At 63.1% G+C, this 14,759-nt stretch carries 13 protein-coding genes and 1 pseudogene; 8 read left to right on the top strand and 6 right to left on the bottom strand.

All coding sequences use genetic code 11. The features are described from left to right. Nucleotides 1–127: 127 nt before the first annotated feature. The 7 genes and pseudogenes from AAFO90_RS21985 to AAFO90_RS21955 form a co-directional block, all read left to right on the top strand. Nucleotides 128–730 (top strand): annotated as a pseudogene (locus AAFO90_RS21985) (IS21 family transposase); the annotation flags it as partial. Then, nucleotides 727–1,620 carry an IS21-like element helper ATPase IstB gene (gene istB, locus AAFO90_RS21980; RefSeq protein ID WP_347510789.1) on the top strand — a complete coding sequence of 298 codons (894 nt, stop codon included), beginning with the start codon at nucleotides 727–729 and terminating at the stop codon, nucleotides 1,618–1,620. The pseudogene AAFO90_RS21985 and the gene istB, both read left to right, overlap by 4 nt. Nucleotides 1,621–2,000: 380 nt before the next feature. After that, nucleotides 2,001–3,167: a nucleotide sugar dehydrogenase gene (locus AAFO90_RS21975; protein WP_347510788.1), complete on the top strand. Its 1,167-nt coding sequence runs from the start codon at nucleotides 2,001–2,003 to the stop codon at nucleotides 3,165–3,167. A 317-nt stretch (nucleotides 3,168–3,484) separates the two neighbouring features. Further along, entirely contained in the window at nucleotides 3,485–4,603 is a 1,119-nt protein-coding gene (gmd, locus tag AAFO90_RS21970) for a GDP-mannose 4,6-dehydratase (protein ID WP_274840752.1), read from the top strand. 4 nt (nucleotides 4,604–4,607) lie between these two features. Continuing rightward, nucleotides 4,608–5,543 (top strand): GDP-L-fucose synthase, encoded by a 936-nt coding sequence (locus AAFO90_RS21965; protein WP_347510787.1) that lies wholly within the window; start codon nucleotides 4,608–4,610, stop codon nucleotides 5,541–5,543. After that, entirely contained in the window at nucleotides 5,540–6,706 is a 1,167-nt protein-coding gene (locus tag AAFO90_RS21960; RefSeq protein WP_347510786.1) for a DegT/DnrJ/EryC1/StrS family aminotransferase, read from the top strand. Before AAFO90_RS21965 ends, AAFO90_RS21960 begins: the two co-directional genes overlap by 4 nt. Nucleotides 6,707–6,755: 49 nt before the next feature. Next, a complete protein-coding gene (locus AAFO90_RS21955) occupies nucleotides 6,756–8,219 on the top strand; it encodes a mannose-1-phosphate guanylyltransferase/mannose-6-phosphate isomerase (protein ID WP_347510785.1) in 1,464 nt (487 codons plus the stop codon). A gap of 14 nt (nucleotides 8,220–8,233) precedes the next feature. Here AAFO90_RS21955 and AAFO90_RS21950 read toward each other — a convergent pair whose 3' ends face one another. The 6 genes from AAFO90_RS21950 to AAFO90_RS21925 form a co-directional block, all read right to left on the bottom strand. After that, entirely contained in the window at nucleotides 8,234–8,518 is a 285-nt protein-coding gene (locus tag AAFO90_RS21950; protein ID WP_347510784.1) for a peptidase G2 autoproteolytic cleavage domain-containing protein, read from the bottom strand. Further along, nucleotides 8,493–8,789: a hypothetical protein gene (locus AAFO90_RS21945; protein WP_347510783.1), complete on the bottom strand. Its 297-nt coding sequence runs from the start codon at nucleotides 8,787–8,789 to the stop codon at nucleotides 8,493–8,495. Before AAFO90_RS21945 ends, AAFO90_RS21950 begins: the two co-directional genes overlap by 26 nt. Next, entirely contained in the window at nucleotides 8,789–10,417 is a 1,629-nt protein-coding gene (locus AAFO90_RS21940; protein WP_347510790.1) for an IS66 family transposase, read from the bottom strand. Before AAFO90_RS21940 ends, AAFO90_RS21945 begins: the two co-directional genes overlap by 1 nt. Before the next feature lie 62 nt (nucleotides 10,418–10,479). Continuing rightward, the gene (tnpB, locus tag AAFO90_RS21935; RefSeq protein ID WP_085851852.1) at nucleotides 10,480–10,827 is read right to left on the bottom strand and encodes an IS66 family insertion sequence element accessory protein TnpB; all 348 of its coding nucleotides are present in this window, start codon (nucleotides 10,825–10,827) and stop codon (nucleotides 10,480–10,482) included. After that, on the bottom strand, nucleotides 10,824–11,195 hold the full coding sequence (locus tag AAFO90_RS21930; RefSeq protein WP_347510782.1) for a transposase: 372 nt from the start codon (nucleotides 11,193–11,195) through the stop codon (nucleotides 10,824–10,826). Before AAFO90_RS21930 ends, tnpB begins: the two co-directional genes overlap by 4 nt. 82 nt (nucleotides 11,196–11,277) lie before the next feature. Continuing rightward, nucleotides 11,278–12,120: a DUF2793 domain-containing protein gene (locus tag AAFO90_RS21925; RefSeq protein ID WP_347510781.1), complete on the bottom strand. Its 843-nt coding sequence runs from the start codon at nucleotides 12,118–12,120 to the stop codon at nucleotides 11,278–11,280. Between the two features lie 241 nt (nucleotides 12,121–12,361). On the opposite strand from AAFO90_RS21925, the gene AAFO90_RS21920 reads away from it, so the two are divergent. Next, complete coding sequence (locus AAFO90_RS21920) at nucleotides 12,362–14,671, top strand: calcium-binding protein (protein WP_347510780.1); 2,310 nt, start codon at nucleotides 12,362–12,364, stop codon at nucleotides 14,669–14,671. Nucleotides 14,672–14,759: the final 88 nt, after the last annotated feature.

Genomic DNA, 14,759 nt, shown 5'->3' with positions numbered 1-14,759 from the left:
GGAACAACTCGACCTCTTCGAAGCCCTGGATCTGAAAACACCCGCCTGAAACGGCCATGTTGTGGCAAAAGCGGGCATCCCGCTCCAACAATATCAGTCGCTTACGCGCTTAGCTGTTGAAGTTGGGCTGCCCGCACGCCGCACCACGGACTTCGAGGAGGTGATCGTCACCGTTTCCAGCACCGGCGGCTTCACATTGCGCAAGGTCTTCTACACCGTGCCCTCCCGCCTGATCGGGCACAGGCTGCGCGTGCGCTTGTTTGACGACAGGCTTGATGTCTTCTCCGGAGGCACCCACCTGCTGACCCTGCCCAGGGGGCGGGCCAAGGCGAACGGCAAGCATGACCAGGTCGTGAACTATCACCATGTCATCCATTCGCTGCGCAGGAAGCCCATGGCCCTTCTGCATCTCGTTTACCGCGACAAGCTCTTCCCGCGCCAGGAGTACCGGCGTGCCTTCGAGGCGCTCATCGACCGGCTGCCCGAACGGCAGGCCTGCAAGATCACAGTCGAGCTGCTTGCCCTGGCGCATGAGCGCAGCTGCGAGCGGGCGCTGGCAGCGGAACTGGCCAAGGTGCTCGAGGCCGGCGGTCTCCCAGATCTTGCTGTCCTTCGAAGGCACTTCGCACCGGACCCGGCCTGTCTGCCGGCCGTCACCGTGCAATCCGTGTCCCTGGACAGCTATGAAGCCCTCGTCAAAACGGCGGATGCAGCAGGAGTACAGGCATGACGAGCTCCCATACCGTCGATGAGGCCCGCCTCAGCATCATGCTGAACGACCTGCGGCTGCCAACCATCAAGATTCTCTGGCCGCAATTCGCCGAACAGGCTGACCGGGAGGGCTGGCCTGCCGCCCGCTTCCTGGCCGCTATTGCGGAGCACGAACTGGCCGAACGCGCCCACCGCAGGATCGCCCGCCATCTTGCCGAAGCGCACCTGCCGCCCGGCAAGACGATGGACAGCTTCGACTTCGACGCCGTTCCAATGATCTCGAAAGCACAGGTCATGGCCATGGCGGCGGGAGACAGCTGGCTGGCCAAGGGCGCCAATGTCCTGATGTTCGGCCCGCCCGGCGGCGGTAAGTCGCATCTCGCGGCCGCCATCGGCCTGGCACTGATCGAGAACGGCTGGCGGGTGCTGTTCACGAGAACCACCGATCTTGTCCAGAAGCTGCAGGTGGCCCGCAGGGAACTGCAGCTTGAGGCCGCAATTGCCAAACTGGACAAGTTCGACCTGATCATCCTCGATGATCTCGCCTATGTCACCAAGGACCAGGCCGAAACCAGCGTCCTCTTCGAGTTGATCTCGGCGCGGTACGAGAGGCGGTCCATCATGATCACCGCCAATCAGCCCTTCGGCGAATGGAACAAGGTCTTCCCCGATCCGGCAATGACGCTCGCGGCCGTCGACAGGCTCGTCCACCATGCGACCATCTTCGAGATGAACGTGGAAAGCTACAGACGACGATCGGCCATGGAGGCGAAACGGAAGAGAGGCAGGCCTGCCGCTTACGCGACAATCAAAAATACACCGCTGATTGACGCGGAGCGACAAACAGCAGCCGAAGAAAAACTTGCCAGCGGAAATCACGATGATAACGTCTCCGATGCCGCGACGTAGAATCTCATCCTGATTGTCGCTAGCCTCTCACCCAGATTGACGCGCTATAAAAAATAGTGTAAACGAGAAGCTGCCGACAACACATCTCGCGATTTTGCGACAATTAAGTCCCGGGTCGCTCGATGAGTCTCGAGCTGTCCGGGAGTGGCTTAAGCTTATTCCTGTGCCCGCTCGGCGGGTACCCGGTTTGGAATTGACGGATGAGGATCAGGCATACTTGGAACAGTTTTTTTGATCTGCCAAACCTCAGCTTGTGTTGATGAAAGTGGAGCTGAACCCATCGTAAACTGTGCGGGCTTGCAGTCCTCGGAGTTTTCAAGGACAGGGTGGGGCAAGTATGTCAGAGTTTTGAAACCCGATCTGGAAGGACGATGCCTGTCATGAAAATCGCCGTTGCCGGCATGGGATACGTCGGCCTCTCCAATGCGGTTCTGCTGGCGCAGGACCATGACGTGCATGCCTTCGACATCGACGCGGGGCGGATCGAGGCGGTGAACGCCCGGCGCAGTCCGATCGCGGATACCGAGCTGGAACAGTACTTGGCCGAGAAGCCGCTGCGGCTCACCGCCAGCACCGATCCGGAGGCGGCCTTTGCCGGTGCCGATTACGTCATCGTGGCGACCCCCACGAACTACGACCCGGAGACCAATTTCTTCGACACCTCCAGCGTCGACGCGGTGATCCGCAGCGTGACCCGGATCGCGCCGGAGGCGACCATCGTGGTGAAATCAACGATCCCGGTAGGCTTCATCGCCGGGGTGCCGGAGCGGCTGGGAACGGACCGGGTGATCTTCAGCCCGGAGTTCCTGCGCGAGGGGCGGGCGCTTTACGACAACCTGCACCCCAGCCGGATCATCGTCGGCGAACGCTCCGAACGCGGCCGCGTCTTCGCCGAACTGCTGCGCGGCGGCGCCATCGACGCGGATGTGCCGGTGCTGCTGACCAACTCGTCTGAGGCCGAGGCGATCAAGCTCTTCGCCAATACCTATCTCGCCATGCGGGTGGCCTTCTTCAACGAGCTCGACAGCTATGCCATGGCCGGTGGCATGGACAGTCGCCAGATTATCGAAGGGGTCGGTTTGGATCCACGCATCGGCAGTCATTACAACAATCCTTCTTTCGGCTATGGCGGCTATTGCCTGCCGAAAGATACTAAGCAGCTCTTGGCGAATTACTCCGAGGTTCCACAGAACCTGATCCGCGCCATCGTCGATGCCAACCGCACCCGCAAGGATTTCCTTGCCGATCAGATCATTGCCCGGCAACCACGTGTGGTGGGCATCTACCGGCTGGTGATGAAACAGGGGTCTGACAATTTCCGCCAGAGCTCGATCCAGGGGATCATGAAGCGTCTCAAAGCCAAGGGGATCGAGGTTCTCGTCTATGAACCGTCGCTCCGGGAAGAGCATTTCTTTGGCTCCGAGGTGCTGCACGACCTCGGGCAGCTAAAGGCGCGTGCCGATGTGATCCTGACCAACCGCCGTTCGGATGAACTGGCGGATGTTGCTGAACGAGTTTTCACACGGGATCTGTTCGGATCAGATTGATTTTATGGTGTGAGCTGGTCTGGTGAAAAGGCCTGTTTTCTATCCGGAAATGTTTCTGAGGGGATGAGCGCAGGTTTTGCTCCTCCAAAGCCAGGCGGCAATTCGGACTTAAGTCTCAGTCCGGTCCATCCGCTATAGCGCTAGCGCTAAAGTGCATTGTGGTCCTGGTCGTGCGGGCGGCAGGCCACATGAAAAAGCCATGTGATCAATGGCATCCTCTGTCATCATCGCCTAATATGCGGCCAATCCCCACGGCGGGAAGGTATTGGAAATATTGCAGGCCGTTTCTGTCTGCACGGGTTTGGTAAGGACGACATATGAAAAAGGCGCTGATCACCGGGGTGACGGGGCAGGATGGCTCTTATCTGGCGGAATTCCTGCTGGAGAAGGGCTATGAGGTGCATGGGATCAAACGCCGCGCCTCCTCCTTCAACACGCAGCGAGTGGATCATATCTTCGAGGATCCCCATACTGACAATGCCCGTTTCAAACTGCATTACGGCGATCTCACCGACAGTTCCAACCTGACGCGGATCCTGTCCGAGGTGCAGCCTGACGAGGTCTATAACCTTGGCGCGCAGAGCCATGTCGCGGTCTCCTTCGAGGCGCCGGAATATACCGCCGATGTGGATGCCATGGGCACCCTGCGGCTCCTGGAGGCGATCCGGTTCCTGGGGCTGGAAAAGAAGACCCGGTTTTATCAGGCCTCGACCTCGGAACTCTATGGTCTGGTGCAGGAGGTGCCGCAGACCGAGACCACGCCCTTCCACCCGCGCAGCCCTTATGCGGTGGCCAAGATGTACGCCTATTGGATCACGGTGAACTACCGCGAGGCCTATGACATGTATGCCTGCAACGGTATCCTGTTCAATCACGAGAGCCCGCGCCGCGGCGAGACCTTCGTCACCCGCAAGATCACCCGCGGTCTGGCCAATATCGCGCAAGGCCTGGAAGACTGCCTTTACATGGGCAATATCGATGCGCTGCGTGACTGGGGCCATGCCAAGGATTACGTGCGCATGCAGTGGATGATGCTGCAGCAGGATGCGCCCGAGGATTTCGTCATTGCCACCGGCGTGCAGTATTCGGTGCGCCAGTTCATTGAATGGAGCGCCGCCGAGCTGGGCATCACCCTGGCCTTCACCGGGGAGGGCACCGATGAGGTCGCCACCGTGGCGGCCATCGAAGGCGACAAGGCCCCGGCGCTGAAGGTGGGTGACGTGATCCTGCGCATCGATCCGCGCTATTTCCGCCCGGCCGAGGTGGAGACGCTGCTGGGCGATCCGGCCAAGGCCAAGGCGAAACTGGGCTGGACGCCCGAGATCACCGTGCAGGAAATGTGCGCTGAAATGGTCCGTGAGGATCTGAAGGTGGCGCAGCGCTCCCGCGTGCTGATGGAGCACGGCTATGACACGCCGGTGGCGCGCGAGGACTGAGGGGATGAGTGCAAAACCACGTCTGTTCCTCACCGGCGGCGGCGGCATGGTGGGGCGCAATGTTCTGGATCACCCGGCAGCGGCCGGGTGGGAGATCCTGGCGCCGCGCAGCCGCGAGCTGGACCTGACGGATGCGGGTGCCGTGGCCAGCTATCTGGAGGCGCACAAGCCCGATCTGGTGATCCATGCGGCGGGCCGGGTCGGTGGCATCCAGGCCAATATGGCCAATCCGGTGGCCTTTCTCGATGAGAACCTCGCCATGGGGCGTAATGTCATCATGGGGGCGCGGGCCGCGGGTGTGACCCGGCTGATCAATCTGGCCTCCACCTGCATGTACCCGCGCGAAGGGGAAAACCCCTTGCGCGAGGAAAGCATCCTCACCGGTGCGCTGGAGCCCACCAACGAAGGCTATGCCCTGGCCAAGATCATGGCCATGCGCCTGTGCGATTACATCCGTCAGGAGGACCCTGGCGCGCTCTACAAGACGCTGATCCCCTGCAATCTTTATGGCGCCTACGACAAGTTCGACCCGAAGCATTCGCATCTGCTGCCGGCCATCATCCACAAGGTGCATCAGGCCATGAAGACCGGCGAGGCCGCAGTCGAGATCTGGGGCGATGGCACCGCGCGGCGCGAATTCATGTTCGCCGCCGATCTGGCTGATGCCATCTGGAAGGCGGCAGAGGATCTTGAGACGCTCCCCGGCGCCATGAACATCGGCCTGGGTCACGATCATTCGATCAACGATTATTACGCCACGGTGGCCGAGGTGATCGGCTGGCAGGGCTCCTTCACCCATGATCTGAGCAAACCCGTGGGCATGAAGCAGAAGCTCTGCTCGACCGAGCGCCAGACTACCTGGGGCTGGCAGGCACCGACGACCTTGCGCGACGGCATCGCGCAGACCTATCGCTATTATCTGGAAAGCGGACACGCATGACCTTCACATACCCTCTTGCCACCTCCTCCTGGGATCAGGCGGAACAGGATGCGCTGCAGCGCGTGATCGCCTCGGACATGTTCTCGATGGGCCCCGAGGTGCGCGCCTATGAAGAGCAGTTCGCCGCCCAGTTCGGCAGCAAGTTCGCCGTCATGGTCAACTCCGGCTCCTCGGCGAACCTGTTGATGACCGCGGCGCTGTGTTTCACCAAGAACCCCGACCTGAAGCTGGAACGCGGCGATGAGATCATCGTCCCGGCGGTCAGCTGGTCCACCACCTATTATCCCCTGGGCCAATACGGTCTCCGGATGAAATTCGTCGATATCGACCGCGAGACGCTGAACTACGATCTGGCAGCGCTTGAGGCGGCGATCAGTGACAAGACCCGCGCCATCATGGTGGTGAATCTCCTAGGTAACCCCAATGATTTCGACGCCATCCAGGCGCTGATCGGGGACCGCAAGATCGTCATGATTGAGGACAATTGCGAATCCATGGGCGCCACCTATGGCGGCAAGGAGGCCGGCACCTTCGGTGTCATGGGCACCTACTCGTCGTTCTTCTCGCACCATATCTCCACCATGGAAGGCGGCATGGTGGTCACCGATGACGAGGAACTCTACCACGTCATGCTGAGCTTGCGCGCCCATGGCTGGACCCGCAACCTGCCGAAATTCAACCATGTCACCGGCGAGAAAAGCGATGATCCTTTTGAGGAAAGCTTCCGCTTTGTGCTGCCGGGCTACAACCTGCGCCCCTTGGAGATGTCCGGCGCGCTGGGGCAGGAGCAGCTGAAGAAACTGCCGAACCTGATCGAAGGGCGCCGCGCCAACGGGGCGCTGGTGCAGGAAAAACTCGCCGATCATCCCAAGTTCATGATCCAGCGCGAAATCGGCAAATCGAGCTGGTTCGGGTTCTCGCTGGTGATCCGCGAAGAGGCGGGGCTGACCCGCGCCGATCTGGTGAAACAGCTGGCCGCCGCCGGGTTTGAATGCCGCCCCATCGTGGCCGGCAATTTCGCCAAGAACGAGGTGATGAAGTATTTCGACTATGACATTCACGGGGCGCTGACGAATGCCGATTACATTGACGCAAACGGGCTGTTTGTCGGCAATCATCATTACCCCCTCCCCGAGGCGGTAGCGGCCCTGGCGGCGCTCTGATCCGCGGCGGCAGGCGCCCGGCAGGCAGGACAGCATAAAGGAACAGGCGATGAGCGCATCTTCAACGATCACTCCCATCTTGCTGTGCGGTGGCTCCGGCACCCGGCTCTGGCCTCTGTCCCGCAAAAGCTACCCCAAGCAATTCGTGCCGCTGGTAGGCGAGGAAACCCTGTTTCAGGCTTCGGCCCTGCGCCTGTCCGGGGCGGGGTATGCAGCACCCATGGTGCTCACGAATTCCGATTTCCGCTTCATCGTCACCGAACAGCTGGCGGGTATCGGCATCGACCCCGGCGCCATTCTGATCGAACCGGCCGGGCGCAATACCGCGCCGGCGGTGCTGGCGGCGGCGCTTTATCTGGAACAGAGCGACCCGGACGGGCTGATGCTGGTGGCGCCCTCCGATCACGTGGTGCCCGATGCGCCCGCCTTCCGCGCTGCCGTTCAGGCCGGGCAGGCCGCCGCCGAGGCCGGGCAGATCGTCACCTTCGGCATCAAGCCGACCCATGCGGAAACCGGCTATGGCTATCTGGAACTGGATGGGGCCCCCCTTCAATTTACCCCAGATTTCACCCCCCGCGCCATCGGCCTGAAACGCTTCGTGGAAAAACCCGATGCCGCCCGCGCCGAAGAGATGCTCGCCTCTGGGCAGTTCCTGTGGAATGCCGGCATCTTCCTGTTTTCGGTGAAGACCATTCTTGCGGCCTTCCGCGCTCATGCGCCGGATCTGCTGGCGCCGGTCACGGCATCGATCACAGAAGGGGCGCCGGATCTCGGCTTCTTCCGGCTTGATCCCGGCGCCTGGGACGGCTGCCCGGATATCTCGATCGACTATGCGGTGATGGAAAAGGCCGACAATCTCACTGTGGTGCCCTTTGCGGCCGGCTGGTCGGATCTTGGCGGCTGGGACGCGGTCTGGCGCGAAAGCGGCCCGGATGACCGGGGGGTTGTCACCTCGGGGGCGGCCACTGCGATCGATTGCGACAACAGCCTCATTCGCTCCGAAGACGACGCCCTTGAGGTGGTGGGGATCGGCCTTAAGGACGTGATCACCGTGGCGATGCCCGATGCGGTGCTGGTGGCCGATGCCTCTCGCGCGCAGGACGTGAAGCTGGCGGTGGCGGCGCTGAAGGAAAAATCCGCCAAACAGGCGACCGAATTCCCGATGGATCACCGCCCCTGGGGCTGGTTCGAAAGCCTGGCGGTGGGCGAGCGGTTCCAGGTGAAGCGCATCCACGTGCATCCCGGCGCGGCGCTGTCATTGCAAAGCCACCACCACAGATCGGAACATTGGATCGTGGTCGAAGGCACCGCAAAGGTCACCGTCGATGATGAGGTCCGCCTCGTGACCGAGAACCAGTCGATCTATATCCCGCTTGGCTCGGTTCACCGGATGGAGAACCCCGGCAAGGTGCCGATGGTGCTGATCGAAGTGCAGACCGGCAGCTACCTCGGCGAAGATGACATCATCCGCTACGAGGATGTCTACGCCCGTGGTCAGGGGGCCAAGGGATAAGGGGGAGCGCGCGCTCAGCGCAGCAGCCATTCCTCTACGGTTTCTGACACCTGCTGCAGCCTGATCCAGCGCGCATCCGTGGGCTGGCCCCGGCGCAGGCGCAGCTTGCCAATGAGACCCACCATGGCCCATTCGGCCCGCTCCGCGCGCGGCACATAGGGGCGGGTGGGATCATAGGCGGGGTTCAGACGGCGGCTCTGCTGGCCATTTGCGCCTTCCTCCCACAGGGGGCTGCCCAGATCGTCGCGCAGGTATTTGGTAAGCGCCCGATTCCTACCGCAGCGGCTGGTCCTTGACACGTGCGATGATGTCGGGCTCGGCGACGAAGTCTTCGAGGAAGTTGTTCCATTCCTTGACGGACCCGCGTGCCGATTTGAGCATGTCGCGCAGTTCTTCGATGCCATCATCGGTGAGCGCCGTGATGTAATCGTCCGGCCCGATGTGAACGCTGACTATGTTTCCGTAGGAGAGGTTGTTGTCGTTGCTAACGATGGCCTCGAGAAGTTCGCGGTCTTCGTTCAGCAGGTTGGCGACATGGGCGATGGAACAGACATAGGTGGCTGTTGCCATTACGCGGCCTCGTTGCGCGCGTGTTCCGAAGGCTTCCAATTCCAAGGTAACAATTCGGCCAGGCGATTGTTCATGTGATCGTGGATGCGATCCAAGACGTCGGCGAGGTAGGCCTGCGGATCGAGCCCGTTCAACTTGGCGGTCTCAATCACGGTCATGGCGCGAGCGAGCGTTTCACCACCGGTATCGGAGCCCGCGAATAGCCAGTTCCGCCTTCCGACGCCAATCGGTCTCAACGCGCGCTCGGCGGGATTGTTGTCGATGGCTACGCGCCCGTCCTCAAGGAACAACGTGAACGAGGGCCAGCGGCTCAGCCCGTAGCGGAACGCCTTGGCCAGATCGCTCTTGCCGGGAATGCGCGTGAGTTGCTTTTCGGCCCAGTTCCGGAACGCATCGACCTTGGGCCTGCTTTCCTTTTGACGAACGGCCAGCCGCACCTCGGCGGGCCTGCCGCTGATTTCCCGTTCGATGTCGTAGAGCGCGCCGATCCGGTCGAGCGCCGCGCGCGCGATTTCGGATTTCGTCGCGGTCCAGACATCGTGGAAGTCGCGGCGTAGATGCGCCCAACAAGCAGCCTCTCGGAACTGGCTCGTGCCGTCCAAATCGGCAGCGTAGAGCTTGGCATAGCCCTTATAGCCATCCGCCTGGAGAATACCTCGGGTTTCGCCGAGATGGGCAAGGACATGCTCTTCCCTCCAGTCCGGGGCGAACCGGTAGACCGCACCGGGTGGAGCCGTGCCCGCCCAGGGGCGTTGATCGCGGACATAGGCCCAGATCCGGCCTTTCTTGACACCCTTGCCAAGCCCCTTGTCGCGCCGACCACGATCGAGAACCCGGATGGGCGTGTCATCTGCGTGCAGAAGATCGCTGGCCATGATCTCGGTCTCGATCTTCCCGATCAGCGGCGCCAGCGTCTTCATCGCCCCGCCGCACCAGTCAACCAGGGTCGTGTCCGGGATGTCCGCGCCCATGCGGGCGAAGATCTCGTTCTGGCGGTAGAGCGGAACGTGGTCGTCAAACTTCGAGGCCAGTACATAAGCCAGCAGGTTCGGGCCCGCCATGCTGCGTGGAATTGGTCGGCTGGGCGCAGGCTCCTGCACCATCTTTTCGCAGCGTCGGCAGGATTTCTTGATCCGCGCAATTTCAATGACCTTCAGCTGAGCCGCGATCATGTCGATCAGCTCGCTAACATCTTCGCCCACCACCCGAAGGTCGCCCCCGCAATCCGGACAATTGTCGCCGGGATCAAGCTCGCGGCGTTCGCGCGGCGTGTCCTTCGACACCTTCGGGCGGCGGCGCCTCGGGTCCCGCATCTCAGCGGGTTTCGGGGGCCGGTTTTCCGCCTCCGGTTCATCGTCGCCCTCGGTCGGCAGGTCATCCGCCTCGGCGAGCGCCACCTGCAGGCCCTCGAGTGCCAGTTCCAGTTGTTCGATCTCGCGTTCGATCTTTTCCGAGCTGGAACCGAATTTCTGCTTCTGCAATTTGGCGATCCGGACACGCAGAGCCTGAACCAGCAGATCATGGGCTCGCAAACTGGCGGACATCTTCTGGTTTTCCGCCTGCAATGCGACGATCATCGCCTTCAGGACGGCAGGATCATTGGAGAGAGGCGTGGCTTCGTCGGACATGGCGGAGAATACCATGACCGCTGATCAGGCGCCATAAAAACAAACGATTCCAGAGAGATAATTCAACCCGTCCGGGCTGGCGGCGCACCCCAATCCGGCCGACGCCAGTCAATTCCTTCCCAGAGCATGGCCAGTTGAGCTGCGGTCAGACGTGCGCTGCCATCCGTCGCTGCAGGCCATGGGAAACGGCCCTTCTCGAGGACTTTGTAATAAAGGCAAAATCCCTGACCATCCCAATACAAAAGTTTCACCCTGTCGCCCCGGCGCCCCCGAAACGCGAACACGGCACCGTTCGATGGCCGCTGCCTCAAGACATCCTGCGCGATGGCGGACAGGCCCGCGATACCCTTGCGCATATCAGTGTGACCGCAAGCCAAGTAAACCCGAACGCCGGTGCCGGGGCCGATCATGCCGCCTCCACTGCTTGGATCAAACGGGTTAGCACCGTCGCGTCCACATGGGCATCGACCCGGAGGCTGCGGCCCTGGCGCAGAACCACTTCGATCAGCACCGAGCTCGCGTCAGGCACGCATGTTTCCGGCGGGCCGGGCGGCAGTGCAATATCGACCGGCAAGAACAGCGCCGTGTCGTCAGGCGTAAGAAGCCCCTTCTTCCTCAACTCGTATCGCCAAGCATAAATCTGCTGCCTCCTAATCTCGTGCCGATGCGCGACTTGCGATACCGTCGCGCCGTTCACACCGACCGAAAGCACAATCGACAACTTCTCGTCGTCGCTCCATCGGCGCCGACGCTCCACGCCCAGAATTTCGCCCCGCATCCCTGCCTCCCTGTAGGAGACGTCTTTAATGACGTCATTAAAGACGTCTCTTATCAATCAACGGGACATACGAGCAGGCGGTTCAAATCGGGCGGTTTCGGTATTTGCCGCGCCAGCCGCCCCCATCGCCGCCGCCCAGCACCGAAGGCGTGACCGAGACCACGCCGATGGGATCCTCGCCCATCTCTGCCGGGCGGATCTTGCCGCCACCCAGCGCCACTGCGATGCCGCGCCGGTCCGCGCCCGAGGGATTGCCATCGGCCCATTCGAAATATTCCGCGTAATCGGCGCCGCCGCCGATAAGGGCGCCATCGACCAGAACATCGCCGTCGCCGGTGATGCGCAGCGCTTCGGTCCAGCTGCTGCCATCGCTTGAGACCTTGATCGAGAAATCGTCATCGCCCAGAAGGCCCATCTCGGCCCGCCCGCTCCAGCCCGACTGGAACAGCAGCGCACCGGTGTCGGAGGCAGCGGCCTTGTTGATCTTCAGCTGGTGCCCGGCGCCGTCGTGGGTCAGCAGCGTGGCCGGGGCAGCGATGGCGAGGCGGTTGCTGGCATCGGCGCTGGTGTTGAGCCCCAGATGCGGCGGCTGGCGCCAGGCGCTGCCATCCCAGTGGCGCAGTTCTTCTTCGGCCAGGCCCCAGGCGCGCCAGCCGGGCTGCGGCGCCAGGAACAGCCAGCCTTCACCCTGCCAGATGGCGAGACGACCGGCCTGCCCGGCCCAGGCGCCGGTTGGGCTGGCCCCAAGCGCCCAGGTATCGCCGGGCACGGGGGCGGCAGGCGGGGTCTCGGCGTCAAAGGCGGCGACGCGAAGCTGCACCAGCGCATCCAGCATTTGCAGCGCCTCGTTATGGGTCACGTGTTTCTGCGCCTGCGACGGCATCAGATAGGGCAGGGACAGGATCGGGGAGGTCTGATCTGGCATGTTCTGGGCGGCTCCGGAGGCGAAAAGGGCAGAGCACAGCCTGCCCCGGGAGGCGCCAAGGCGGCGCTAACCGGGCGGGCGCGGATCCGGCAACACGGGCTAGTCCTGCCCAACCCGGATGATTGTCTTCAATATGTAAACAATATTCCCCTTTTCGCCCCATTCCCGGTCCCAGTGCGGACACGGGGGCTGCCGATCTTCGCCGCCGTAATGAGTGCGGTCAGATCGGGGATGCAGACTGATGGATATTGTGTTTGCGCAGCATTTCGAGACGGGAAACCCTCTGTTCGATCAGGATCTTCGCGATCTTGCGGTGCAGGAAACGGACAATGGTCCCGTGCTTTATGCGGTGAATGGCCGGGGCGGCGGCATGACCCTGTTCCGGCTGGAGGGTTCCGGCGCTGCGCGCCCCGCCGGGGCAGAGGACAGTCGCTTGCACGGGCGGGTAACGGCCGAGACCGGAGAGGTGCTGCTGGCACAGATCGGTGATGAGACCCGGCTACTGCTGCAGGACACAGGCCAAAGCGATCTGTTGTTTCACCGCCTTGGGACCGATGGTCAGGCGGGAGGCAGCCTTGGCGATCAGCAGCAGCAGGATCTGCCCGGCGCCGAAGCGGGCGGGCTTGGGGCGCTGGCGGCGCTGACGCTGGCGAATGGCGATACTGTGATCTACGGCATCACCGGCTCCGGCGGGCGCCTCATGGGCTGGCGGCTGGACGCAGGGGGCCGGATGCAGGGCGCGGTTGCCACGGAGGGGGGCGAGACCGCTTATCTGCAGCCGGAGACGGTGGCGATGGCCCTTGGGGGGCCGGCCGGGGCGCCGCTGTTGTTTCTGGCCGAAGGCGGCGTCTTTCAGGGGCTGCGCAGCTACCGGGTCGATCCCGGCTCAGGTGCGCTGACGGCGGCGGGCAGTTTCGGCGTCGAGGACGGCCTGCCGGTGGGCGGCGTCAGCGCAGTCGCAAGTTTTGAGGCGCATGGCCGGACCTGGGCCTTGCTCGGCGCGGGCGGCAGCGGCTCGCTCAGCCTGATGTCGGTGACGCGCAATGGCGCGCTGTCGCTCTCCGATCAGCTGAACGACACCGCCACCACCCGGTTCGGCGGGCTGTCGGCGCTGGAGGTGGTGACATTGGCGGATGGCACCGTTCTGGTGCTGGCTGCGGGCAGCGATGACGGCATCAGCCTGCTGCGGATGCTGCCTTCGGGGCAGTTGCTGCATCTGACCAGCCTGGCCCACGACAGCGGCTTGGGGCTGGAGAATGTGACGGCGCTGGAAACCCTGGTGATGGGCGAAACGCTGCAGGTCTTTGCGGCTTCGGGGGCGGCGGGCGGTATCAGCCGCTTTACCCTCGACCTGTCGGATCTGGGGCAGGTGATCACCGCCGGGGCAGGGCAGGGCGCGGTCGCGGGAGGTGCGGGCGATGATGTGCTGCGGGCGCAAGCGACGGGCAGCACCCTGCGGGGCGGCGATGGCGCCGATGTCTTCCTGCCGGAGGTGCTATCCGGCTGGGTGCAGATCGAGGATTTCACCCCGGGCGAGGATGTGCTGGATCTCTCCCTGCTGACGGGGCTGCGCAGCATGGCGCAGCTGCAGGTGACAGATCAGCGCGACGGGATCCGCCTGAAATTCGGCGATACGGTGGTGGTGGTGCAAAGCGCCGAGGGCGGCGCGCTGGACCTTGCCGATCTGTGGCCGGGCGGGCTTTTCAGCCAGCCTGACCGGGTGGCCCTGGGGGTGACGCTGGCGGATGGCATTCAATACGGCGGCGGCGGCAAGGATAAGCTGGGCGGCGGCAGTGGCGAGGATACGGTGCAGGGTCTGGGCGGTGATGATCTGCTGCTGGGGCGGGGCGGCAATGACCGGCTGCTGGGCGGTGATGGCGCGGATGTGTTGCGTGGCCATGGCGGCGCTGACCATCTGGAGGGAGAGCGGGGCGCCGACCGGCTGCTGGGCGGGGCGGGCAACGATATGCTTTATGGCGGTCTCGGCGCCGATGTTCTGAAGGGGCAGAAGGGCAATGATCGCCTGTTCGGAGGGCAGGAGGATGATCTGCTGAAAGCGGGCGGCGGCACCGACCGCCTGCACGGCGGCGATGGGGCGGATGTGCTGAAGGGCGGCGGCGGCAGCGACCGGCTCTGGGGCGAGGATGGCACCGACAGGCTGTTTGGTCAGGGCGGCAAGGACCGGCTCTTTGGCGGCGCGGCGGGGGACCGCCTGGCCGGTGGCGGTGGCAAGGATGTGCTGAAAGGCGCCGCTGGAGACGACCGGCTGATGGGGGGCGGCGGGCGTGACCGGCTGCGGGGCGGTGCAGGCGATGATCAGCTCGACGGTGGCAAGGGCCGCGACCGGCTGGAAGGTGGCGCCGGGGCGGATGTCTTCGTCTTTGCCCGCAACCACGGGAGGGACCGGATCCGGGATTTCACCCCGGGGGAGGATCTCATCGATCTTTCAGACCTGCCGGGGCGGGGGTTTGGCTTTGATGATCTGGAGATCAGCCGCCGCCCGGCGGGTACATTATACCGTGCTTACGCCAAAACCCGAAATTTTTCGTGAGTGACGACCCTGAAGCTATCTGACACTTGGTTTCGGAAGGTTTCCCACTGGTTGGGCAGGGTCTCCCGAAAGAACTTCAGGATCGCAT

The organism is Phaeobacter sp. CAU 1743 (assembly GCF_039839315.1).
Lineage (GTDB): Bacteria > Pseudomonadota > Alphaproteobacteria > Rhodobacterales > Rhodobacteraceae > Phycobacter > Phycobacter gallaeciensis_A.
The sequence above is the reverse complement of the archived record's forward strand: the minus strand, read 5'-3'. Positions and strand labels throughout refer to the sequence as shown.